The 20,884-nt window shown below is 69.3% G+C and carries 22 protein-coding genes; 14 read left to right on the forward strand and 8 right to left on the reverse strand.

All coding sequences use genetic code 11. From position 1 onward, the window contains the following. The first annotated feature begins 19 nt into the window (after positions 1 to 19). The 4 genes from ACG00X_RS09090 to ACG00X_RS09105 all read left to right on the forward strand — a co-directional run bounded on the left by ACG00X_RS09090 (position 20) and on the right by ACG00X_RS09105 (position 3,006). Entirely contained in the window at positions 20 to 268 is a 249-nt protein-coding gene (locus ACG00X_RS09090; RefSeq protein ID WP_394487804.1) for a ParD-like family protein, read from the forward strand. Then, positions 265 to 1,056 carry a type I methionyl aminopeptidase gene (map, locus tag ACG00X_RS09095; RefSeq protein ID WP_394487805.1) on the forward strand — a complete coding sequence of 264 codons (792 nt, stop codon included), beginning with the start codon at positions 265 to 267 and terminating at the stop codon, positions 1,054 to 1,056. Before ACG00X_RS09090 ends, map begins: the two co-directional genes overlap by 4 nt. A 228-nt stretch (positions 1,057 to 1,284) precedes the next feature. Continuing rightward, positions 1,285 to 1,623 carry a PilZ domain-containing protein gene (locus ACG00X_RS09100; protein WP_394487806.1) on the forward strand — a complete coding sequence of 113 codons (339 nt, stop codon included), beginning with the start codon at positions 1,285 to 1,287 and terminating at the stop codon, positions 1,621 to 1,623. A gap of 153 nt (positions 1,624 to 1,776) precedes the next feature. Beyond that, positions 1,777 to 3,006: a tetratricopeptide repeat protein gene (locus ACG00X_RS09105; protein WP_394487807.1), complete on the forward strand. Its 1,230-nt coding sequence runs from the start codon at positions 1,777 to 1,779 to the stop codon at positions 3,004 to 3,006. Between the two features lie 31 nt (positions 3,007 to 3,037). Here ACG00X_RS09105 and ACG00X_RS09110 read toward each other — a convergent pair whose 3' ends face one another. From ACG00X_RS09110 to ACG00X_RS09130, 5 genes are all read right to left on the reverse strand, one after another. Further along, complete coding sequence (locus ACG00X_RS09110; protein ID WP_394487808.1) at positions 3,038 to 3,364, reverse strand: YkgJ family cysteine cluster protein; 327 nt, start codon at positions 3,362 to 3,364, stop codon at positions 3,038 to 3,040. Between the two features lie 2 nt (positions 3,365 to 3,366). Then, positions 3,367 to 4,824, reverse strand: coding sequence for a protein kinase domain-containing protein (locus ACG00X_RS09115; protein WP_394487810.1), 1,458 nt, complete (start codon positions 4,822 to 4,824; stop codon positions 3,367 to 3,369). Continuing rightward, positions 4,824 to 5,600 (reverse strand): metallophosphoesterase family protein, encoded by a 777-nt coding sequence (locus ACG00X_RS09120; RefSeq protein WP_394487811.1) that lies wholly within the window; start codon positions 5,598 to 5,600, stop codon positions 4,824 to 4,826. Before ACG00X_RS09120 ends, ACG00X_RS09115 begins: the two co-directional genes overlap by 1 nt. 199 nt (positions 5,601 to 5,799) lie before the next feature. Beyond that, positions 5,800 to 6,762, reverse strand: a complete 963-nt coding sequence (gene argF, locus ACG00X_RS09125) for an ornithine carbamoyltransferase (RefSeq protein WP_394487812.1) — start codon at positions 6,760 to 6,762, stop codon at positions 5,800 to 5,802. Further along, positions 6,759 to 7,964: an aspartate aminotransferase family protein gene (locus ACG00X_RS09130; RefSeq protein WP_394487813.1), complete on the reverse strand. Its 1,206-nt coding sequence runs from the start codon at positions 7,962 to 7,964 to the stop codon at positions 6,759 to 6,761. The genes argF and ACG00X_RS09130 overlap by 4 nt, the downstream gene beginning before the upstream one ends. Positions 7,965 to 8,114: 150 nt before the next feature. On the opposite strand from ACG00X_RS09130, the gene ACG00X_RS09135 reads away from it, so the two are divergent. Both ACG00X_RS09135 and ACG00X_RS09140 read left to right on the forward strand, forming a co-directional pair. After that, positions 8,115 to 8,444: a DUF3579 domain-containing protein gene (locus tag ACG00X_RS09135; protein ID WP_394487814.1), complete on the forward strand. Its 330-nt coding sequence runs from the start codon at positions 8,115 to 8,117 to the stop codon at positions 8,442 to 8,444. A 155-nt stretch (positions 8,445 to 8,599) separates the two neighbouring features. Next, complete coding sequence (locus ACG00X_RS09140; RefSeq protein WP_394487815.1) at positions 8,600 to 9,397, forward strand: alpha/beta fold hydrolase; 798 nt, start codon at positions 8,600 to 8,602, stop codon at positions 9,395 to 9,397. Between the two features lie 147 nt (positions 9,398 to 9,544). Here the strand turns inward: ACG00X_RS09140 and rpsT are convergent, their stop codons facing one another. Further along, a complete protein-coding gene (gene rpsT, locus ACG00X_RS09145) occupies positions 9,545 to 9,841 on the reverse strand; it encodes a 30S ribosomal protein S20 (protein ID WP_268166117.1) in 297 nt (98 codons plus the stop codon). A gap of 120 nt (positions 9,842 to 9,961) precedes the next feature. Here rpsT and murJ point away from each other — a divergent pair, with 120 nt between their 5' ends. The 8 genes from murJ to ACG00X_RS09185 all read left to right on the forward strand — a co-directional run bounded on the left by murJ (position 9,962) and on the right by ACG00X_RS09185 (position 17,824). Further along, positions 9,962 to 11,524: a murein biosynthesis integral membrane protein MurJ gene (murJ, locus tag ACG00X_RS09150; RefSeq protein WP_394487816.1), complete on the forward strand. Its 1,563-nt coding sequence runs from the start codon at positions 9,962 to 9,964 to the stop codon at positions 11,522 to 11,524. Then, a complete protein-coding gene (locus ACG00X_RS09155) occupies positions 11,524 to 12,381 on the forward strand; it encodes a SirB1 family protein (RefSeq protein ID WP_394487817.1) in 858 nt (285 codons plus the stop codon). Before murJ ends, ACG00X_RS09155 begins: the two co-directional genes overlap by 1 nt. A gap of 176 nt (positions 12,382 to 12,557) precedes the next feature. Then, positions 12,558 to 13,244 (forward strand): DnaA regulatory inactivator Hda, encoded by a 687-nt coding sequence (hda, locus tag ACG00X_RS09160; protein ID WP_394487818.1) that lies wholly within the window; start codon positions 12,558 to 12,560, stop codon positions 13,242 to 13,244. Next, positions 13,241 to 13,909 (forward strand): histidinol-phosphatase, encoded by a 669-nt coding sequence (locus ACG00X_RS09165; protein WP_394487819.1) that lies wholly within the window; start codon positions 13,241 to 13,243, stop codon positions 13,907 to 13,909. Before hda ends, ACG00X_RS09165 begins: the two co-directional genes overlap by 4 nt. Next, a complete protein-coding gene (gene pcnB / locus ACG00X_RS09170; RefSeq protein ID WP_394487820.1) occupies positions 13,906 to 15,474 on the forward strand; it encodes a polynucleotide adenylyltransferase PcnB in 1,569 nt (522 codons plus the stop codon). Before ACG00X_RS09165 ends, pcnB begins: the two co-directional genes overlap by 4 nt. Next, the gene (gene folK, locus ACG00X_RS09175; RefSeq protein WP_394487821.1) at positions 15,471 to 15,947 is read left to right on the forward strand and encodes a 2-amino-4-hydroxy-6-hydroxymethyldihydropteridine diphosphokinase; all 477 of its coding nucleotides are present in this window, start codon (positions 15,471 to 15,473) and stop codon (positions 15,945 to 15,947) included. The genes pcnB and folK overlap by 4 nt, the downstream gene beginning before the upstream one ends. Next, a complete protein-coding gene (locus ACG00X_RS09180) occupies positions 15,944 to 17,065 on the forward strand; it encodes an SLC13 family permease (protein WP_394487822.1) in 1,122 nt (373 codons plus the stop codon). The genes folK and ACG00X_RS09180 overlap by 4 nt, the downstream gene beginning before the upstream one ends. 192 nt (positions 17,066 to 17,257) lie before the next feature. Beyond that, positions 17,258 to 17,824 (forward strand): outer membrane beta-barrel protein, encoded by a 567-nt coding sequence (locus ACG00X_RS09185; protein WP_394487824.1) that lies wholly within the window; start codon positions 17,258 to 17,260, stop codon positions 17,822 to 17,824. Between the two features lie 85 nt (positions 17,825 to 17,909). Here the strand turns inward: ACG00X_RS09185 and ACG00X_RS09190 are convergent, their stop codons facing one another. Beyond that, the gene (locus ACG00X_RS09190) at positions 17,910 to 19,706 is read right to left on the reverse strand and encodes an ABC transporter transmembrane domain-containing protein (protein WP_394487825.1); all 1,797 of its coding nucleotides are present in this window, start codon (positions 19,704 to 19,706) and stop codon (positions 17,910 to 17,912) included. A 21-nt stretch (positions 19,707 to 19,727) separates the two neighbouring features. Then, positions 19,728 to 20,882 carry a DegT/DnrJ/EryC1/StrS family aminotransferase gene (locus tag ACG00X_RS09195; protein ID WP_394487826.1) on the reverse strand — a complete coding sequence of 385 codons (1,155 nt, stop codon included), beginning with the start codon at positions 20,880 to 20,882 and terminating at the stop codon, positions 19,728 to 19,730. Between the last annotated feature and the right edge of the window lie 2 nt (positions 20,883 to 20,884).

Below are 20,884 nucleotides of genomic sequence, written 5' to 3' on the forward strand. Positions count from 1 at the left end.
AATCGTATATAGTTGCGCCATGGGAATCGTCAAAATCTCCGATCCGCTGCACGAGAGCCTGCGCCTGGCGAGCCAGGCCTTGTCGCGTTCCATCAATGCCCAGGCCGAGCACTGGATGCGCGTCGGCATGCTGGCCGAACTGCACCCGCAACTGAGCCATGCCGAGATCTGCCAGCTGCTGATCCGCGCCGAGCAGGAAGGCGGCCTGGACCTGGCCCGCCTGGCCGGCTGGGCCCAGCCCGCCAAGGCCAAGGGAGCCCGCGCATGAAGAGCCTCAAGCTGCGCAGCCCCGAAGAAGTCGCCCGTTCCCGGGAGGCCGGCCACCTCATCGCCGAAGTGCTGGCCATGCTCAAGCCGCACGTCGTGCCCGGCGTCACGACCGAGGAGCTGGATGCGATCTGCCACGACTACATCGTCGGCACGCTGAAGTGCATCCCGTCCAACGTCGGCTATCACGGCTATCCGAAGACCGCCTGCATCTCGCCCAACCATGTGGTCTGCCACGGCATCCCGAGCAAGGACAAGAAGCTCAAGAAGGGCGACATCGTCAATGTGGATGTGACGTTGACCAAGGACGGCTGGTTCGGCGACAGCAGCCGCATGTTCATCGTCGGCGAGGCCAATGTGCTGGCGCGCCGCCTCGTCATGACGACCTACGAGGCGCTGCGTGCCGGCATCCGCCAGGTGCGCCCGGGCGCGACGTTAGGCGACGTGGGCCACGCCATCCAGAAGGTCGCCCACGCGGCTGGTTTCAGTGTCGTGCGTGAGTACGGCGGCCATGGCATCGGCGACGTCTATCACGACGAGCCGCACGTCAATCACTTCGGCCGCCCCGGCGAGGGCCTGCGCCTGCAGGAAGGCATGATCTTCACGATCGAGCCGATGATCAATGCCGGCGGTGCCGCCATCCGCGAACTCAACGATGGCTGGACCGTGGTCACCAAGGACCACTCGCTGTCGGCTCAATGGGAGCACATGGTCACGGTCACCAAGGACGGCTTCGAGATCCTGACGCCGTGGCCGGACGGCCTGGGCGACTATCCGGCGATCGACTGAACGCCGCGCGGGCGGCCCGGTGCGGTAGTTTTTCATCGGGCAAGCACGCCGTCGCTGCGGCGCCGGGCGGTGTGTCCTTTAGCATCCGCAGCCAACACCCCGTGTCGCGTCGAGACGTTTGCCAGCTGCCGTCAGCGGCTGGCACGGCCGACGGGGTCAAGATCCACCCGCTGAAAGCGGCGCCGCACGCGCGGGCCGGCGCTTTCAGGAAATTCAAGATTGCCATCGATGTCGGCGTCGGACGAGGACCGCAGAAAGACCGAGCGAAAGTCACTTCGCGCCCGTGCCACTGTCGTCCTCGGGCAGACGCAGGCCTTCGAGGTGCGGACGCTGGACGTCAGTGTCGGCGGCATGGCCATCGTGGCCCAGGCCAACCCGCCGCCGGGCGTGGTGTTGGGCATCCGCTTCATGTTCCCGCTCAAACCCAGCGGCTACGCGCCGTTCGAGGCGCGGGCCCGCGTTGTTCACAGCGTGTTCTCGAGCGCCGAATCCGGCTTCAAGGTCGGCTTGAGCTTCATCGACCTGCCGGCCGACGCCGCTGCCACCATCAACAAATACCTGGCCTGAGCCCCGTGCTGCCGCGCCGGCCGCTGTGGCGCACCGCGGCGGGCGAGGGCGGCGCCGATTCCGTGAGGATGACGCGCGACAGGTGCCAGGGCGGCGGACTAAGCTGAAGGTGACGCCAGCGCGTGACTGGCGGCAGACAGCGAGGAGATGGCGATGAAGATCCGCACGCTGACGACGGTGCTGGCCCTTGCGGGGGCGGCCTTGTTGACGGGCTGCACCGGCGCACCGCTGGCGCCACCCCGAACCGATGTCTTCCTCGATGCGGCGTTCCAGCCGGCCAGCATGCCCATCGATGCCGAGGCCGCCTTGCAGCTGAGCCCGGCGATGAAGCGCTTCGCCGAGACCGAGATGGCGGCCGAGATCCGCAGCAAGGGCGTGCGCAAGGGCCTCATCGATGCGCTCTACACCAAGGGCCGCTTGCAGCTCGACTACGACAGCGAGATCACGCGCACCGCGGCCGAGGCCTTCGACGCCCGCCGGGGCAACTGCCTGTCGCTGGTGCTGATGACGGCGGCCTTTGCCCGCCACCTGAACCTGCCGGTTCAGCTCAACAGCGTCTACCTGGAAGAAAGCTGGACACGCAGCAACGGCCTCTTCTTCGTGGCGGGGCATGTCAACGTCAGCCTCGGGCGGGTGCCGGACCGGACGGCGGGCATGGTGGCCGTGTTCGGTGACCCGGAGCTGATGACCATCGATTTCCTGCCGCCCGAGCAGATCCGGCGCAACCGCAGCCGGGTCATCGACGAATCGACCATCCTGGCCATGTTCCAGAACAACCGCGCCGCCGAGGCGTTGATGCAGGGGCGCGTGGACGATGCCTACTGGTGGGCGCGCGCCGCGGTCCTCACCGATTCACGCTGGCTGGCCGCCTACAACACGCTGGCCGTGCTCTACCGTCGCAAAGGCCTGTACGGCCCGGCCGAGCACGCGCTGCGTGTCGTGCTGGAGCGCGAGCCCCTGAACGTCCAGGCCATGTCCAACCTGGTGCTGGTGCTGAGCGATCTGGGGCGGCGCGACGAGGCGCAGGCCTTGGCCCAGCAGCTCGCACAGGTCCAGCCCGTGCCGCCCTACAAGTTCTTCGACGAGGGCGTGGCGGCGATGAAGGCCGGCGAGTTCGCGGCGGCCCGCCAGCTGTTTCGCAAGGAGGTGGCGCGCGCCGCCTATGTGCCGGAGTTCCATTTCTGGCTGGGGTTGGCGAACTACGGCCTGGGTGACCTGCCCGGTGCCCGCGGCGCCATCACCAAGGCGCTGGAAAACAGCGCGACGAGCCATGACCGCCAGCTCTACGGGGCCAAGCTGGCCTGGCTGAACGAGGTGCGCGAGCGGCAGATCGAGCGCGCCCAGCAGACGCGATCACCGCTGCCGCCGCGCGCGGGCTCGTAGCCGGCGGCGCTCTCTGCGGGCGGTCCGGCGGTCAGAGCGGCGCCAGCCCGTGCCGCGCCCGCGCGCGAGCGCAGGCATCGTCGCCGATGCCCATCGGGGCCCGCTCGCCGAATTCGCGGCACGGCGAAGGCCGCCATTCGTGGATGCCGCAGCTGGCCTTGCGACCGACCTGACCGCTGAGCGCGGCGCAGCGCGGCTGGGCATGGTCGGTGCCGCGCATGCGCACGAGGCGGCCCGTGAGCTCGACGGCCAGGCCGTCGGGCACGCGGCCACCTTCGCTGTCGAGTTCGCTGCGGTCGAAGTCCACGCGGAAGCTCGCACAGCAGGCGCCGCAGCTCAGGCAGGGGTTGTCGCTCATCGTCAGCCCGCCGCCGGTTCGCGCACGACGGTGACCGTGCAGTCCGATTCGGCCACCACGTAGCCGGACACGCTGCCCAGGTAGCGCCGCCGCGGCGACGCCCCGCGGGCGCCCATGACGATGTGGTCCACGCCGTTGCGGCGCGCGAAGTCGACCAGCGCGTCCGCCACGTCGGGCGCTTCCAGCACATGAAAGGTCAGGCGGCCGTCCGCGAGGTTCAGCGCCTTGCTGATGGGGCGCGCCCAGTGCTTGAGCGCGATGAGCTGCTTCACGTGCAGGCTCTGGCCGTGCTTGTCGGTCAGCTCGTCGATGCCGATGCGGTTGATCTTCATGACGGCCACGCAGGCCAGGCGCGCACCGGTCTCGGTCTGCACGATGCGCCGCACGGTCTCGCACAACTGCGCGCGCAGCTCGGGCGTGCCGCGGTCCACCTCGACGGCGGCCATGACGATGGGGCTGCGCGCGAGCTGCTCGGTGACGGGCTGCACCGGCGCAGGGTCGCTGCCCAGCGCGAAGAACCAGCGCTTGAGCCGGATCATCGCGCCGCTGACCTGCAGCTTCTCGGCGCGGGCCGTCAGCGCGACGCCACCGGGCTCACGCAGGTCCAGCGCCAGCTGCGCGGCACTCTGGTAGCGGCGGTCCGGCCGCACCTCCAGGCAGTGCAGGATGATTTCCTGCAGCCAGGGCGGCAGCTCCGGCCGGATGGCCCGCGGCGGTACCGGCTCCACATAGAGCCGGCGGCGCAGGCCGCGTACTGAGTTCGGCTGGCCGAACGGCCGCTCGCCGGTGGACAGGTGATAGAGCATGACGCCCAAGGCGAAGATGTCGCTGCGCGGGTCGCTGCGCACGAACTGCACCTGCTCCGGGCTCATGTAGGGGCCCGTGCCCATGGGCAGCGTGAACTCCTCCTCCAGCAGGTCCGGCAGCTGTTCGTGCCGGCTCAGGCCGTAGTCCACCAGCACCGCCGTGCCGTCGGGGCGGAACATGATGTTGCTGGGCTTGATGTCCAGGTGCACGACGTGCTGGCGGTGCAGCGCCGCGAGCGCCGTGGCCACGCGGGCGCCGATGTCGGCCACTTCCTCCGGGGGCAGCGGCGCGTCGTCCAGGCGCGGGCGCAGCGTGTCGCCGGGGATGCGCTCCATGACGACGAAGGCCTGGCGCGTCCAGTCGCCGCGCGCGATGAAGCGCGGCACGTGGGGGCCGCTCAGTTGCGGCATCAGCATCTGTTCGACCTCGAAGCCGACGATGGTGGCCGGGTCTTCGCCGCCCTTGATGCGCGGCACCTTCATGAGCAGCTCCACGCCGTCGTCGCTGCCGTCCACACGGCTGACGCGCCAGAGATTGGCCATGCCGCCCTGGTGCAGGCGTTCCTCCAGGCGGAAGCCGTCCAGGATCTGGCCGGCTTCCAGCGGTGCGGGCAGGGCGGCGGGGGCGGCTGTGGTCGGCGGTGTCGTGCTCATCATTCGCCCTGCGTGAGCCGGCGTGCGAGGCGCTCGACGATGGCCGGGGGCATGTCGGTCGCGCGCAAGGCCGTGCAGGCCGCTTCCACGTCGTAGGCGACGCGCTGGAAGGTGACGCGTGCGTCGTCCAGGTCGGACTTGCCCGGGTCCAGCAGCGCATAGCAGGCCGCCGGGTTGCCGTCGCGCGGCTGGCCGCAGGCGCCGGGGATGATGAGCCACTGCCGATGGCCGGGCAGCGGCATCGGCACGCCGGACAAGGGACGGAAGTCGCCGGCCTTGCCGGTGCCCGACAGGTGGTAGAGCATGGGCTCGTGCATGTGGCCGCAGACCTGGATGCGCGCCGTACTGGCATGCAGGCTCTGCACGGCCTCGGCACGGCCCTGCACATACTCCCAGCTTTTGGGATCGAAGGCGTTGGCGTGCACGAACAGGCAATTGCCCGGCTCGCCGTGGGCCTGCAGCGGCAGCCGGCTCAGGAAGCGCAGTTGGTCTTCGTTGAGCTGGGCACGCGTCCAGTCGATGACGACGCGGGCGTCGGGATGCATGGTCGGCGAACTGCCGTGAGCCACGGCCTCGTCGTGGTTGCCCTGCACGACGATGGCGCCGTCGGCGGCGAGTGCCATGACCTGGTCGGCCACCCAGGCGGGGTCGCCGCCGTAGCCGACGAAGTCGCCCAGCAGGGCGAAATGCGTCGCGCCCTGGGCCCGGGCGTCGGCGAGAACGGCCTCGAAGGCCTGTCGGTTGGCATGAATGTCGGTGATGAAAGCCCAGCGCATAACCCGACAGCTTGCCACGAAGCCCTGACACCGGGCCGACACCGCCTCACCGTGGCGCAAGATCGGGCTGGATTTGCACCAGCATGGCGCGCAATTCGGTCGTCAGGGCCGGCCGCCGCCAGTGGCGCCAGCAAAAATGGTCCGCCAAGAAAAAGGCCGGCTCGATTGAGCCGGCCTTCGCGGTGACGGGGCTTCGTGCTCAGCCGATGCGGCCGAGCAGCAGGTATTCCATCAAGGCCTTCTGCACATGCATGCGGTTCTCGGCCTCGTCCCACACGACCGACTGCGGGCCGTCGATGACGTCGGCCGCCACCTCTTCGCCGCGGTGCGCCGGCAGGCAGTGCATGAACAGCGCATCGGGCTTGGCGCGGGCCATCATGTCGCGGTCGACGCACCAGTCGGCGAACGCGGCCTTGCGGGCCTCGTTCTCGGCCTCGTAGCCCATGCTGGTCCAGACGTCCGTCGTCACGAGGTCGGCGCCGACGCAGGCTTCGCGCGGGTCCTTGAAGACCTTGTAGCAGCCGGCATCCTGGATGCCCGCCACGGCCGCGTCGATCTCGTAGCCGCTGGGCGTGCTGACGTGCACCGTGAAGCCGAGGATCTCCGCCGCCTGCAGCCAGGTGTTGGCCATGTTGTTGCCGTCGCCCACCCAGGCCACGACGCGGCCCTTCAGACAGTCCATGTCGATGGCGCCGCGGCGGTCCATGCCGCGGTTCTCGATGAACGTGAACAGGTCGGCCAGGATCTGGCAGGGGTGATATTCGTTGGTCAGGCCGTTGATGACCGGCACGCGCGAGTGCGCGGCGAAGCGCTCGATCTTGCTCTGCTCGAACGTGCGGATCATGACGATGTCGACCATGCGGCTGATGACGCGCGCCGAGTCTTCCACCGGCTCGGCGCGGCCCAGCTGGCTGTCGCCGGTCGTCAGGTGCACGACCGAGCCACCCATCTGGTACATGCCGGCCTCGAAGCTCACGCGCGTACGGGTGCTGGCCTTCTCGAAGATCATCGCCAGCGTACGGTCTTGCAGCGGCTGGTACTTCTCGTAGTTCTTGAAGCGGCGCTTGATGATGCTCGCCCGCTCGAACAGATGGGCGTATTCCTCGGCCCGCAAGTCCTTGAACTGGAGGTAGTGGCGCATCAGGGTGTCTCCAGGCTTCATGGCTGAGGCTCGGCCAGGAAGGCCTTGATCAGCGGCGCCAGCAGGGCCGTGACCTGCAGGGCTTCCTCGTGCGTCATGATGAGTGCCGGCAGCAAGCGCACGACGCGTTCGGCCGTCACGCTGAGGAGCAGGCCGGCATCGAGCGCGCGGCCCAGCAGCACGCCGCAGGGGCGGTCGAGCTCGATGCCCAGCATCAGGCCCTGGCCACGGATCTCGACGAAGCCCGGCACGCCGGCCAGTGCCTCGGTCAGGCTGTTGCGCAGCGTCGCGCCCACCGCCTCGGCGTTCGCGAGCAGACCGTCTTCCTGCATGATGGCCAGCGTCTCGACGCCGGCGCGCATTGCCAGCGGGTTGCCGCCGAAGGTCGTGCCGTGGTTGCCGGCCTTCAGCACGCCGGCGGCGCGAGGGCCGCAGACGACGGCGCCGATGGGCACGCCCGAGCCCAGGCCCTTGGCCAGCGGCATGACGTCGGGCTGGATGCCCGCCCACTGGTGGGCGAACCACTTGCCCGTGCGGCCGACACCGCATTGCACTTCGTCGAGCATCATCAGCAGGTCGTGCTTGTCGCACAGGCGGCGCAGGCCTTGCAGGAACTCGATGCGCGCCGGGTTGATGCCGCCTTCGCCCTGGATGGTTTCCAGGAAGATGGCCGTGATGGACGGGTGCGAGGCGATCGCCGCTTCGACGGCGGCGAGGTCGTTCAGCGGCACGCGCACGAAGCCCGGCACCAGCGGGCCGAAGCCGGCCTGGATCTTCGGGTTGGCGGTGGCGGAGAGCGTCGCGATCGAGCGGCCATGGAAGGCGCCTTCGAAGACGAGGATCTCGGGCGACTCCACGCCGCGGTCATGGCCGAACTTGCGGGCGATCTTCAGCGCGGCCTCGTTAGCCTCGAGCCCGCTGTTGCAGAAGAAGACGTTGGCCAGGCCCGAGATCTCGCACAGCTTGTCGGCGAGTTGCTCCTGCAGCGGCACGCGGTAGTAGTTGCAAGAGTGGATCAGCTTGGCGATCTGGTCCTGCAGCGCCGGCACCAGGCGAGGGTGGTTGTGGCCGAGCGTGTTCACGGCGATGCCCGCCAGCCCGTCCAGCAATCGTCGGCCGTTCGTGTCCCAGACCCAGCAGCCTTGGCCGTGCGAGAGCGCAACGGGCAGGCGGCCGTAGGTCGGCATCACGTGGGCGTCGGACGGGAGGGAATCAGCGTTCATCGGGTCTCCGATAGGGTTGAAAAAAGGTGGACTTTTGATTCTAGGGTCCATGCCCCTCGGTTTGCTGCGGCGCAAAAGGTCGCTGCAGCCCAAGGCACAATACGGTTCTTTGGCAGCGGTGCCCCGCTGACCTGTGAAGCCGACTTTTCCATGACCGTTGCCCCACCGCCGCGCGAAGTATTCATCCAAGGTGTGACGTTGGATGGACGCACCTTTCGCCCCAGTGACTGGGCCGAGCGGCTGGCCGGCGCGATGTCCAGTTTCCGGCCCGGTGGCATGCGTCCGGGCATCGGGGCGCACATCGGCTACTCGCCGCTGTGCGTGCCCACCGTCATCAATGGCGTGAAGTGCGTCATCGTCAATGAAGAACTCAAGCGCCTCGAGCCCATGGCCTGGGACTTCGTCATGAACTTCGCGCGCGACAACAAGCTGCAGGTGGCCGATGCCTGCCTGTTGCCGGATGGCAAGCCGGGGGCCTGAGTCCCTTCTTCCTGCTTAGCAACATCCCGCAAGCCAAATTGGTGCGCGGCGGCGTTATCCTCGCCGGCTTGGTTTGAACATGCCAATCGATGAATCTCAGCGTCACTGCAGAGCCGATGCCGACCGCGCCCGCCGTTGCGCCAGAAGATGGCCAGATGTCTGGCGTGTGGGTGCTGCTGCGCGGCCTGTCGCGCGAAAGCGGGCATTGGGGCGTCTTCCCTGAGCATCTGCTGCGCGAACTGCGGGGGCAGCAGCCGGCGGCGCGAGTCATTTCACTGGACCTGCCGGGCACCGGCACGCTGCGCCGCCAGCCCAGCCCCACGCAGGTGTCGGCCATCGTCGACGCCTGCCGAGCCGAACTGCAGCGCCAGGGCGTCGTGACGCGCGTGTCGGTGCTGGGCATGTCGCTGGGTGCTGCGGTGCTGAGCGACTGGGCCAACCGGTATCCGGATGAGGTCGAGGCGGGCGTGCTGATCAATCCGAGCCTGCGGCCGTTCAGCGAAGTGTTTCGGCGTGCGCGGCCCTTGAACTATCTCGGGCTGGCGTTGTTGTCGCTCAGTCGTTTCAGCACGCGGCTGCGCGAGGAGCGGGTGCTGAGGCTGACGACGAGGCTCACGCCGCCGCAGGCCGTCATCGAGCGGTGGGTGGAGTTGCAGCGCCAGCATCCGCTGGGGCTGCGCAACACGGCACGGCAGTTGCTGGCCAGCCTGCGGTATCGGGCCAGCCGGGTTCGGCCCTCGGCGCCGATGCTGCTGTTGTGCAGCAAGGGCGACAGCCTGGTCGACTGGCGCTGTTCGCAGGCCATCAGCCGCGCCTGGGGCGCGCCATTGCGGCTGCACACCAAGGCAGGGCACGATCTGCCGCTGGATGACCCGGCCTGGGTGGCCCGGGCGGTCGTCGAGTGGCTGCGTGACCGCAGCATCCAGGGTGTGAGCCCCGGGGAGTGGCACTAGCCCGGCATCCGGTCTCTGTGTGCTTGGGCGGGGCGGGGCGAGGGTGCCGGCGAGCGTTCAAGTCGATCGCACCGATGCCGAATGGCCCGCCGAAATGCAAAAGGCCCGCAGAGCGGGCCTTTCGTTGCACCAGAGCTGGATTCGTTATCAGGCGGCGAGCGCCTTGATCTTGGCGGACAGGCGGCTCTTGTGACGAGCAGCCTTGTTCTTGTGGAAGATGCCCTTGTCAGCGACAGAGTCGATGACAGCTTGGGCAGTCTTGAACAGGTCGGCGGCTTTGGCTTTGTCGCCAGCCGTCACGGCCTTTTGCACGTTCTTGATGACCGTGCGGAATTTGGAGCGCAGCGCGGTGTTCGCGGCGTTGAGCTTGACGTCCTGGCGGGCGCGCTTGCGACCCGATGCCAGGCGAACCGTCTTCTTCTTGGCTTTGGAGCTGGTTGCCATGCTGTGTCTATACCCAGTTGGTGCAAAGACAGCGAGTATAGCCCGGAAACATTCATTTGGCCAAGTCCTGCCGCAGAGTTTGGCAAGTGACGCGATTCGCGCCACAGATAATCCGCCGCCATGAATCTGCTGCGCGCCGCGTCAACCATATCCCTCCTGACCCTGGCTTCGCGCATTACCGGGCTTGTCCGCGAAACCATGGTGGCTGGCCTGTTCGGTGCCACGGGCATGACCGACGCCTTCCTGGTGGCGTTTCGCATCCCGAATCTGCTGCGCCGCCTGTTCGCGGAAGGCGCGTTCTCGCAGGCCTTTGTGCCCTTGCTGGCAGCCACCAAGGCGACCGAGGGCGCCGAGGCCACGCAGCGGCTCATTGATGCCGTCGCGACCGTGCTCTTGTGGGCGCTGGTGGCCACGTCGGTGGTGGGCGTCCTGGCGGCGCCGGGCCTCGTGTGGCTGCTGGGCGGCGGGCTGGCGCCGGAGTCGTTCGACGCGTCGGTGGCCATGACGCGCTTCATGTTTCCCTACATCGGCTGCATGTCGTTGGTGGCGCTGGCGGCCGGCATCCTGAACACCTGGCGGCGCTTTGTGGTGCCGGCGGCCACACCGGTGCTGCTGAATCTGAGTGTCATCGTCGTCGGCTGGGCGTTGGCGGGGCCGTTGCAGCGGGCTGGCTATCCCGGCATCTACGCGATGGCGTTTGGCGTGATGCTGGGCGGCGTGCTGCAGCTGCTGGTGCAGTGGCCGGCGTTGCGCGCCATCGGCGCCATGCCGCACCTTCGGCTGACCTGGCGGGGGCTGCGTGAGGCCAAGTCCCATCCCGGCGTCGGCCGCGTGCTGGTGCAGATGGGGCCGGCGTTGCTGGGCGTCGGCGTGTCGCAGCTGTCGCTGATGATCAACACCAACATCTCCAGCCGTCTCGCGGAAGGGGCCACCTCGTGGCTGAACTACGCCGACCGGTTGATGGAGTTCCCGATCGGTCTGCTGGGTGTGGCGCTGAGTGCGGTGCTCACACCGCAGCTGTCGGCCGCGCAGGCGTCCGGCCAGTCGGAGCGCTACAGCCGGCTGCTCGACTGGGGGCTGCGCATGGTGCTGCTGCTGGCCTTGCCTTGCGCGGTGGCGCTGCTGGTCTTCTCGACGCCGCTGACCGCCGTGCTCTACCACCGCGGCGCGTTCAGCGCCGTGGACGTGAGCCACACGGCGCAGTCCGTCATGGGTTGGGGCGTGGGCTTGCTGGGGCTGGTGGCCGTGAAGGTGCTCGCGCCGGGCTTCTATGCGCGGCAGGACACCGGCACGCCGGCCAAGATCGCCGTCGCCGTGCTGGTGTTGACGCAGGGCTTCAACCTCGTGTTCGTGCCTTGGGTCGGCGTGGCGGGGCTGGCGCTGTCCATCGGCGTCGGCGCGCTGGTCAATGCGAGCTGGCTGCTGTGGGGCTTGAAGCGCCTGGGCAGCTACCGGCCGGAGCCGGGCTGGCTGGCCTTCGGGCTGCGCGTGGCGGCCGGCTGCGCGGTCATGGGCTTGCTGCAGTGGTGGCTGGCGACGCGGGTGGACTGGATCGCGCTCGGTTCGCACGAGATCAAGCGCGCGCTGATCATGGCGGCCAGCCTCGGGGCCAGCGCCGTCGTGTATTTCGCGATGCTGCTGCTCGTGGGCATGCGGCCGCGTGCGTTGGGGCGGCCGAGCTGATGAAGTTCGCCGTGCCGACGCCGCTGGACTACTTCGCCACCTTGGTGGCGGAGGAGGGCAGCCTCAACCTGATGGAGGCGGCGATCAGCCTGGCGCAGGACGAGCATCCGCAGCTGGACGTGCAGGCAACCCACGCCGAGGTCGACGCCCTGGCGCGCCGGCTGCGCGGCCGGTTGACGCCGGAGATGTCGCCGCCCGAGCGGCTGCGCGAGTTGACGCGGTTTTTCCATGGCGAGCTGGGTTTCGCCGGCAATCTGAACAATTACTACGAGGCCGACAACAGCTTCGTGCACCGCGTGCTGCAGACGCGGCGCGGCATCCCCATCACGTTGGCCGTGTTACTGCTGGAGCTGGGCGAGCAGGCTGGCCTGCGCATGGCGGGCGTGGCGTTCCCGGGGCATTTCCTGGTGAAGTGCCGCGTGGGGCTGGGTGATGTCGTGCTGGACCCGTTCACGGGCGAGGCCTTGTCGCCGACGCGGCTGGACGAGCTGCTGGCCGTCTACCGCCAGGGCAGTGGGCTGCCGGCCGATCTGGAGCTGCCGCTCGAGTTCTTCCTGCGCCCGGCCACCAAGCGCCAGATCCTCGCGCGCATGTTGCGCAATCTCAAGGAGGTGTACCGGGCTGCGGGCGATGCGAGGCGCTTGCTGGCTGTGCAGCAGCGGCTGGTGGTGCTACTGCCCGACGAGCCGGCCGAGCGGCGTGACCGGGGGCTGGTGCTGGAGTCGCTGGGGCAGCTCGCCGCGGCGGCCGAGGATTTCGAGTTCTACCTGGCCGCCCGCGCTGACGCCGCAGACGCCGCCTCGCTGCGCGAGCGTCTGGCGCTGCTGGGTGGGCAACGGTCGCCTCCGCTTCAGTGACAATCCGCGCCCCGCGTAAAAACTGCATGCACGCTGCGCGCCTCGTTCCTCTTTTGCCCGTCCGCCTCCGTTCCCTCCCATGAAGCCGCAGAAGTCCGCTTTGAGAAGTCCGCTTCGTTCGCCGTCCTGTCATGCGGCTCACCCGCGCTGGGTGGGCGGCGCAGGCTCTTTCTGACATGAGGCAGATTCCCCTCGCGTTGCTGGCGCCGCCGGCACACAGTTTCGACAACTTCCTCACCGGCGCGAATGCCGAGGCGCTGGCGTATCTGCTCGGGCTGATGCCTGGCGACCCCCCGGTGCTGCTGTGGGGCCCCACCGGCTGCGGCAAAACCCACCTGCTGCAGGCGCTGGCCGAGCGCTGGCAGGCGGCGGGCCAGCGGGTGGCCTGGTACGACGCCGACACCCCCTTGCCCTGGGAGCTGCCGTCGCACGAAAGCCTGCTGCTGCTCGACGACTGCCAGCGTTTCGACGCCGGCCAGCAACATGCCGCGTTCGCGCTGTTCGCCGCCTCGGCCGGGCAGGGCTACACCGTCGTCGCTACGGCCGACGTGCCGGCGGTGGATCTCGATGTGCGCGAGGACCTGCGCACCCGCCTCGGGTGGGGGCCGAGCTTCCAGCTGGCGCCGCTGCACGAGGCCGAGATGCGCGCCGTGCTGCGTCGCGAGGCGGACCGCCGTGGCCTGCTGCTGGGCGACGAGGTGCTGTCCTATCTGTTGACACGCTTCGAGCGCAACCTCAAGGGCCTGATGTCGTTGCTGGAGCGGCTGGACGAGTTCGCCATGGCCAGCAAACGGCCGCTGACGCTGCCGTTGCTGAAGGCCATGCTCGCGGATGAAAAAACGGACTCTGACCCCACTTTATGAACCTGACGCTGTTTGACTTGGACGGGACCTTGATCCCGGTGGACTCCGACCACTGCTTCGGCGCCTTCATGGTCGACATCGGCTGGGTGGACGGCCAGGTCTGGGGCGCGCGCAACGACGAGTTCTTTGCGCACTACAACGCCGGCACGCTGGACTTGCCGACCTACATCGAGTTCGCCACCTCGGCTTGGCGCTCCCGGCCGCTGGCCGAGGCCTTGGCCGCACGCGAGCGCTTCATGGCCGAGGTCATGGAGCCGGCGCTGCAGCCCCAGGCCCGCGCGCTCGTCGAGCGCCACCGCGCGGCGGGCGACCTGATCGCCATCGTCACGGCCACCAACGTCTTCGTCACCGAACCCATCGCCCGCGCCTTCGGCGTCGAGCATCTGATCGGCGTCGACCTCAAGCGCGATGCCGAGGGCCGCTACACCGGCGAGATCGACGGCGTGCCGAGCTTCCGTGAGGGCAAGATCGAACGCGTGCACGCCTGGCTGAAGGGCCTCGGGGCACAATGGCACGATTTCGAGCGCGTGACGTTCTACAGCGACTCCACCAACGATCTGCCGCTGCTCGAACGTGTGAGCCACCCGGTAGCGACCAATCCGAGCCCCTCCCTCGCCAAGATCGCCATGGAGCGTGGCTGGCCTCAGTTGCAACTCTTCGCATGATCAAGAAGTTCATCGACAAGCTGCTCGGCAAGCCTGCCGTGCCGTCCAAGAAAGCCAGCCCGCTGGGCAAGCGGGTCGAAATCGGCGCCGATGTCCACGGCATCGACCCGACGCTGCTCGACGAGCGTGCCGTCAAGGTCGTCAAGACACTGACCGACGCCGGCTTTGAGGCCTACATCGTCGGCGGCGCTGTGCGCGACCTGCTGTTGGGCGTGCGGCCCAAAGACTTCGACGTGGCCACCAACGCCACGCCGCAGCAGGTCAAGGGGCTGTTCCGCCGTGCCTTCATCATCGGCCGGCGCTTCGAGATCGTGCACGTCGTCTACGGCCGTGGCCGCGAGCATGAAGTCATCGAGGTGTCGACCTTCCGCGCGCTGCCCACCGCCGCCACCGAGACCGTTGCCGGCAATGAGAAGACGTCCAAGTCCGAGCTGCAGGGCAAGTCCCACGCCGTGGACGCCAGCGGCCGCGTGCTGCGCGACAACGTCTGGGGCCCGCAGGTCGAGGACGCCGCGCGCCGTGACTTCACCGTCAACGCGATGTACTACGACCCGCAGCGCCGCCTGGTCGTGGACTATCACGGCGGCCTGGCCGACGCCAAGGCCAAGCTGCTGCGCATGATCGGCGACCCGGAAACGCGCTACCGCGAAGACCCGGTCCGCATCATCCGTGCCGTGCGTTTCGCGGCCAAGCTGGGGTTCACGCTCGAGCCCAAGACGCTGGCGCCGGTCAAGTCGTCCATCGCGCTGCTGGCCAACGTGCCGGCGTCGCGGCTGTTCGACGAGATGATCAAGCTGCTGCAGACCGGGCACTCGCTGGCCAGTCTCGCCGAGCTGAAGAAGCTCGGCCTGGTGGGGCAGGGCAAGCCGGGCGTCTTTTCGGTGCTGGATGCCATGCTCACCGCCAGCGGCGAGCTGCCCGACGGTGTGAGCGGCAAGTTCGTGCGCCAGGCCTTCGAGGACACCGACCGCCGCGTCGCGGACGGGCGGGGCGTCAGCCCCAGCTTCATGCTGGCCTGCATGCTGTGGCATGAAGTGCTGGGTCGCTGGACCAAGATCCGCCAGGGCGGCGAGCCGCCCGTGCCGGCCCTGGCCCAGGCCATCGACGCCGTCTTCGACGCCCGCATCGGCGACATCTCCGGCCGCGGCAAGCTGGCGGCCGACATGCGCGAGATCTGGATGATGCAGACGCGCTTCGAGCGCCGCAGCGGCTCCGGGGTCTTCAGCCTCATCGAGCAGCCGCGCTACCGCGCCGGTTTCGACTTCCTGCGCCTGCGTGCCGATGCCGGCGAGATCGACGCCGCGCTGGCCGACTGGTGGGAAGACTTCGCGCTGGGCAGTGACGATGACCGCCAGGCGCTGCTGGCCGATGCGCGTGCGTCGCAGCAAAAGCAGCCTCGCGCCGTGCGTGCGCCCAAGCCCGCCGCCGAGCGTGTGGAAGCCGCCGAGCCGACCGGTGACGAAGCGGCTGATGACGCCGACGCGCCACCGGCCCGCAAGCGCCGCCGTCGCCGCCGCAAGCCGGGTGGTGGTGGCGAGGGCTCGGCCGCGCCGGCCGCCGAGTGAGTTCGCGGGCCTACATCGGGCTGGGGGCCAACCTCGGCGCGGACCTGGGCGCCACTCTGAGCCGCGCCGCCCAGGCGCTGGCGGCGCTGCCCGGCACGCGGCTGGTGGTCTTGTCCAGTGCCTGGCGCAGTGCGCCGGTGGACGCGACCGGCCCCGACTTCCTGAATGCCGTCGCCGCGCTGGACACGGCGCTGCAACCCCTGGCGCTGCTGGACGCGCTGCAAGCCATCGAGCAGTCGCACGGGCGCGAGCGCCCTTACCGCAACGCACCGCGCACGCTCGATCTGGACCTGCTGCTGTATGCGGATGTCGTCATGGACACGCCGCGCCTCACGCTGCCGCACCCCCGTCTGGGCGAACGCGCCTTCGTGCTGAGGCCGTTGCTGGAGATTGCGCCGCATCTCGGCCACCTCGCGGTCGGTGATGCCTGGCTGGGCCAGCGCATCGAGCCGGCTGGCCCCATCGCCGCGTGAGCGCCGCGCTGATCCGCGTGCTGCGCGGGCTGCGGCAAGACCGCTTCTTCCTGGCCTTGCTGGCCGTGCTGGTGCTGCTGAGCCTCTGGCAGCCGGCGCAGGTCGGCCGCTATGGATCGCTGGTGGACTGGCCCACCATCGCGGCCCTCGGCGGCCTGCTGCTGCTGACCAAGGGGCTGGAGCTCAGCGGCGCGCTGCATCGCAGCGGCCGCATGCTCGTCGAGGCCATGGCGTCCGAGCGGGCCGCCGCGCTGACGCTCGTGTCCGTGGCAGCCGTGCTGTCGACGGTGCTGACCAACGACGTGGCGCTGTTCGTCGTCGTGCCCCTGACCTTGAACTTCTGCCGCCTGACCGGCATGTCCGCCGCCAGGCTGGTCATCTTCGAAGCGCTCGCCGTCAACGCCGGGTCGGCGCTGACGCCGATCGGCAACCCGCAGAACATCTTCCTGTGGCAGCTGGCGCAGGTGCCCTTCGGTGAGTTCGTGCGGCACCAGGCGCCGCTCGTCGCGGTGCTGATGGCAGCCTTGCTGCTGCTCACGGCGGTGGTGTTTCGGCGCCAGCCGCTGCGGGTGCGCGAGCACGAAGCGGTGCCGGTGGATCGGGTGCTGCTGGGCGTGTCGCTGGCGCTGTACCTGCCGTTTCTGGTGGCCACGGACCTGCAGCAGGCCGGCTGGGCGGCCGCCGGCGTGCTGCTCATGTTCCTCGTGCTGCGGCCGCGCGTCGTGGCGGACCTGGATTGGGGCCTGCTGCTCGTCTTCATGCTGATGTTCATCGACCTGCGCCTGATCGCGGGGCAGGGCGCCGTGCAGTCGTTGATGCAGGGCCTGGGCCTCGATGGCGCGATCCACCTGTACTGGGCCGGCATCGGGTTCAGCCAGGTCATCAGCAACGTGCCGGCCACGATCGCGTTGGTGGAGTTCTCGCGCGATTGGCGCGTGCTGGCCTACGGCGTGAACGTGGGTGGCTTCGGCCTGCTGGTCGGGTCCCTGGCCAACCTCATCGCGCTGCGCATGCTCGGTGAGCGCCGCGCGTGGCTGCACTTCCATGTGTACGCCGTGCCTGCACTGGCTTTTGCGGCCCTGGCCGGCTACGCCCTCCTGTTCCTGCTGCCGCGCTGAGCCGCAGCCGCCGGGCGCATGAGCCCACAAGTCGCTGCGCGCGGGTCCGGCGCGCTCGGCAGGCCCAGTCCTACGGCGAGACCCATGGCGGGGCATCGACGATGCAGTCACGCGGCAGCCGTCGCGAATCGATGCAGCAAAGCCCTCGCCGGGCGCGCTGCGGTCCGATGAACGAAACAGGAAGTAGTCCCCATGAAGAAGATCGCTCTGACCCTCTCCGCCCTGGCCCTGGCCGCTGGTGCCCAGGCGCAAGCCCTCATCGACAACCCGCATCCCTATGCGCTGCTGTCCATCGGTCAGGGCCATGTGAATGCCGGTTGCAACGGCGTGCAGACCTGCGACAACAACGCCACCGGCGGCAAGGCCATGTTCGGCTACTCGTTCGGCAATGGCTTCGCACTCGAAGGCGGCTACACCCACTTCGGCAAGTTCCGTGCGTCCGAAGGCCCGGTGGGCTTCAGCGCCAAGCCCGAGGCCGTGTCGCTGTCGGGTGCCTTCACGGCTGACCTGACACCCTCATGGGGCCTGATCGGCCGCGTGGGCGTGGCCCATGTGCGCACCAAGCTCAACGCCGAAGTCGGCACGCTGACGGGCTCCGACAGCGAAAGCAAGACCCAGCCCATCGTGGGCGTGGCGCTGAACTACGCGCTCAGCCCCTCCACCCGCCTGGAGCTGGGCGTGGACGCGACGCGCGCGCAATACCAAGGTGAAAAGGCCAACGTGCGCCTGGTCACGCTGGGTGCCCGCATGGCGTTCTGACGCTGGCACGCCGGCATGACAAAAGGGGCCGCTGTGAGCGGCCCTTTTTTTCATCACGTAGGCGGAGCGTTGCAGCCGGGCGGCGCTACGCCGCTTGCGCTTCCAGCCCGAATTGCATGGCGGCCAGCTTGGCATACAGCCCGCCGCGGGCGACGAGTTCGTCGTGGCGGCCGATGTCGACGATGCGGCCGGCCTCCAGCACGACGATGCGGTCCGCCTTTTGGATGGTGGCCAGCCGGTGCGCGATGACCAGCGTCGTGCGGTGCTGCATGGCAGCCTCCAGCGCCGCCTGCACGACGCGCTCGCTCTCGGCGTCCAGTGCGCTGGTGGCTTCGTCCAGCAGCAGCAGCGGTGGGTTCTTCAACATGGCGCGCGCAATGCTGATGCGCTGGCGCTGGCCGCCGGACAGGCGCACGCCGCGCTCGCCCAGGAAGCTGGCATAGCCCTCGGGCAAGGCGCGGATGAAGTCGTCCGCGAACGCGGCGCGAGCGGCAGCGATGACTTCCTCGTCGGTCGCCGTGGGGCGGCCGTAGCGGATGTTCTCCATCGCGGTGGTGGAGAAGATGACGCTGTCCTGCGGCACGAGGCCGATGGCGGCGCGCAGGTCGGCGAGCTGGAGCTGCTGCGTGGGCACGCCGTTGAGCCGGATGACGCCCGACTGCGGGTCATAGAAGCGCAGCAGCAGCTGGAACAGCGTGGTCTTGCCCGCGCCGCTGGGGCCGACGAGCGCCACGGTCTCGCCGGGTTCGATGCTCAGCTGCACGCCGTCCAGCGCAGCGGTCTGCGGGCGCGACGGATAGTGGAATTGCACGTCGGCGAATCCCACGCGAGAGCCGCCCGTCGGGGTGGGCAGGGTTTGCGGCGAGGCCGGGTCGGCCACGGGTGAGGTCGCCGACATCAGCTCCACAAGCCGTTCGGTGGCGCCGGCAGCGCGCAGCACATCGCCCCAGACTTCGGCCAACACCGCCACCGAGCTGACCAGCAGCGTCACATACACCACGGTCTGCCCGAGGTGGCCCGCCGTGATCTTGCCGGCGATGACCGCCTGCGTGCCCTGGTAGAGGCCCCACAGCATGGCGCCGAACACGGCCGTGATGATGAAGGCCACGAGGAAGCTGCGCACCTTGGTGCGCTTGCGGGCGGTGTCGAAGGCCGCCTCGCTCGCGGCGGAGAAGCGCGCGGCCTCGGCGGTTTCCTGCGTGTAGCTCTGCACCACGGTGACGGCGTTCAGCACCTCGGCGGCGATGGCCGAGGTGTCGGCCACGCGGTCCTGGCTGGCGCGCGAGAGCTTGCGCACGCGGCGGCCGAAGAACAGCGCCGGGGCGACGATGAGCACGAGGATGCCCATCACCTGGCCCATCACGTAGGGGTTGGTGACGACCAGCATGACCAGCGCGCCGATGCCCATCACCGTGTTGCGCAGGCCCATCGACAGGCTGGAGCCCACGACCGTCTGGACCACCGTGGTGTCGGTCGTGATGCGGCTCAGCACCTCGCCGGTCTGCGTGGTTTCGAAGAACTCGGGGCTTTGCCGCAGCACGTGGGTGTAGACGGCGTTGCGCAGGTCGGCCGTGACGCGCTCGCCCAGCCAGGTGACCATGTAGAAGCGCGAGGCCGAGAACAGGCCCAGCGCCGCACCGACGGCGAACATCGCCAGGAAATGCTCCCGCAGCGCCATCAGCCGCTCACCGGCGTTGCCGGCCGCGAAGCCGGCATCGATGAGGCCGCGCAGTGCGATCGGGAAGGCCAGCGTGGCCAGCGCAGCCAGCACCAGCGTCAGCAGCGCCAGCGCGATGCGCCCCCGATACGGGCGCAGGAACGGGGTCAGGCCGGAGAGGGACCGGGCCTGCTTGGAGGCCGGGCGTTGGGTGGTTTCGGGCATCGTGGCAGTGTAGGGACAGCCTCAGAGCGTGCGTCGCAGCACATCCAGGGTTTGCGAAAGGGCGGTGTCGTCCAGATCCTGGTGGCACAGCAGCTGCAACACCTGCGTGCGCCACAGCGCGCCGTGGTCGCCGTCGAAGGCCGGCACGCCGGGCCAGACGCGGTCCCAGCGGAACACGGCGCAACCGGCCGCGCGCAGCGCCCCATAGGCGGCTTCGGCGCGTGCGGGGCCGTCCACCCACAGCGGCATCACATAGGGCGCCGCCTGGTCGGGCAGGCCGCCCAGCAGCGGGCGAACGCCGGGCAGGGCCAGTGCTTGCTCGTGCAGCGCCGTGAAGTGGGCGCGGCGGCGGGCGACGATGCGCCCACGCGGCAGCCGGAACAGCTGCTGGGCCAGCGCCGTGGGCGCCTGCTCGCTGCGCGCCAGGTCGCAGTCGGCCATCATCTCGGCCTCGGTGGGCGCGCGCGCAGGTGCGGCACCTTCAGCCGACGGCGGCCGGGCCGGGCCGTTCTTCAGGCGAAAGAGGGCGCCCAGCACCGTGTTCAGGCCGGTGAGGCGGTGCTGGGCGGCGCCGCGTTCCAGCAGGTCCACCCAGGCCTTGAGCTGCTGCCTGGCACCCGCCGCCTGCAGTGCCTGCGGCGGCAGCGGCCGGGCCGAAGCCAGCAGGCCGCCTTCCGGCACGGGGAAGAACTTGGTCAGGCTGGCCGTGGCCAGGTCGCCCCAATGCCCCACGGGCCGCTCGCCGGCCTGACCGAAGAAGCTGTGCGCGCAGTCTTCCACCAGCGCGATGCGGTGGGCGTCGCACCAGGCGCGCACGCCGGCCAGCGACTGTGGCAGGCCGAACAGCTGGGCGGCGACCAGGGCGCGCGTGCCCGGCGCGGGCGTGATCGCATCCAGGGCCGGCAGGTCGTCCGGCCCCAGCGGGTAGAACTGCACGACAGCGCCGGCCGCGCGCAGCGGCGCGACGAGCGTGGGGCAGTGGTAGCTGGGCGCCAGCACGCCGTCGCCGGGCCGCACGCCGAGTGCCTGCATGGCGGCGAACAAGGCCGCACGGCCGCTGGTCAGCAGCCGCTGGTGTGGCAGGTCGTCAATGGCCGGCAGGCCTGCGGCATGCTTGCCGCCGAGGTTGTCCCAGCCGAAGGTGGGGCGGTTGGGTTGGCGCTGGGGGAAGTGCATGG

The organism is Pelomonas nitida (genome assembly GCF_043555975.1).
Lineage (GTDB): Bacteria > Pseudomonadota > Gammaproteobacteria > Burkholderiales > Burkholderiaceae_C > Pelomonas > Pelomonas nitida.

Bases quoted from the DNA above. Each gene is read 5' to 3' on its own strand.
- ACG00X_RS09090 (WP_394487804.1), top strand. From the start codon at position 20: ATGGGAATCGTCAAAATCTCCGATCCGCTGCACGAGAGCCTGCGCCTG.
- map (WP_394487805.1), top strand. From the start codon at position 265: ATGAAGAGCCTCAAGCTGCGCAGCCCCGAAGAAGTCGCCCGTTCCCGG.
- ACG00X_RS09100 (WP_394487806.1), top strand. From the start codon at position 1,285: ATGTCGGCGTCGGACGAGGACCGCAGAAAGACCGAGCGAAAGTCACTT.
- ACG00X_RS09105 (WP_394487807.1), top strand. From the start codon at position 1,777: ATGAAGATCCGCACGCTGACGACGGTGCTGGCCCTTGCGGGGGCGGCC.
- ACG00X_RS09110 (WP_394487808.1), bottom strand. From the start codon at position 3,364: ATGAGCGACAACCCCTGCCTGAGCTGCGGCGCCTGCTGTGCGAGCTTC.
- ACG00X_RS09115 (WP_394487810.1), bottom strand. From the start codon at position 4,824: ATGAGCACGACACCGCCGACCACAGCCGCCCCCGCCGCCCTGCCCGCA.
- ACG00X_RS09120 (WP_394487811.1), bottom strand. From the start codon at position 5,600: ATGCGCTGGGCTTTCATCACCGACATTCATGCCAACCGACAGGCCTTC.
- argF (WP_394487812.1), bottom strand. From the start codon at position 6,762: ATGAAGCCTGGAGACACCCTGATGCGCCACTACCTCCAGTTCAAGGAC.
- ACG00X_RS09130 (WP_394487813.1), bottom strand. From the start codon at position 7,964: ATGAACGCTGATTCCCTCCCGTCCGACGCCCACGTGATGCCGACCTAC.
- ACG00X_RS09135 (WP_394487814.1), top strand. From the start codon at position 8,115: ATGACCGTTGCCCCACCGCCGCGCGAAGTATTCATCCAAGGTGTGACG.
- ACG00X_RS09140 (WP_394487815.1), top strand. From the start codon at position 8,600: ATGTCTGGCGTGTGGGTGCTGCTGCGCGGCCTGTCGCGCGAAAGCGGG.
- rpsT (WP_268166117.1), bottom strand. From the start codon at position 9,841: ATGGCAACCAGCTCCAAAGCCAAGAAGAAGACGGTTCGCCTGGCATCG.
- murJ (WP_394487816.1), top strand. From the start codon at position 9,962: ATGAATCTGCTGCGCGCCGCGTCAACCATATCCCTCCTGACCCTGGCT.
- ACG00X_RS09155 (WP_394487817.1), top strand. From the start codon at position 11,524: ATGAAGTTCGCCGTGCCGACGCCGCTGGACTACTTCGCCACCTTGGTG.
- hda (WP_394487818.1), top strand. From the start codon at position 12,558: ATGAGGCAGATTCCCCTCGCGTTGCTGGCGCCGCCGGCACACAGTTTC.
- ACG00X_RS09165 (WP_394487819.1), top strand. From the start codon at position 13,241: ATGAACCTGACGCTGTTTGACTTGGACGGGACCTTGATCCCGGTGGAC.
- pcnB (WP_394487820.1), top strand. From the start codon at position 13,906: ATGATCAAGAAGTTCATCGACAAGCTGCTCGGCAAGCCTGCCGTGCCG.
- ACG00X_RS09185 (WP_394487824.1), top strand. From the start codon at position 17,258: ATGAAGAAGATCGCTCTGACCCTCTCCGCCCTGGCCCTGGCCGCTGGT.
- ACG00X_RS09190 (WP_394487825.1), bottom strand. From the start codon at position 19,706: ATGCCCGAAACCACCCAACGCCCGGCCTCCAAGCAGGCCCGGTCCCTC.
- ACG00X_RS09195 (WP_394487826.1), bottom strand. From the start codon at position 20,882: ATGCACTTCCCCCAGCGCCAACCCAACCGCCCCACCTTCGGCTGGGAC.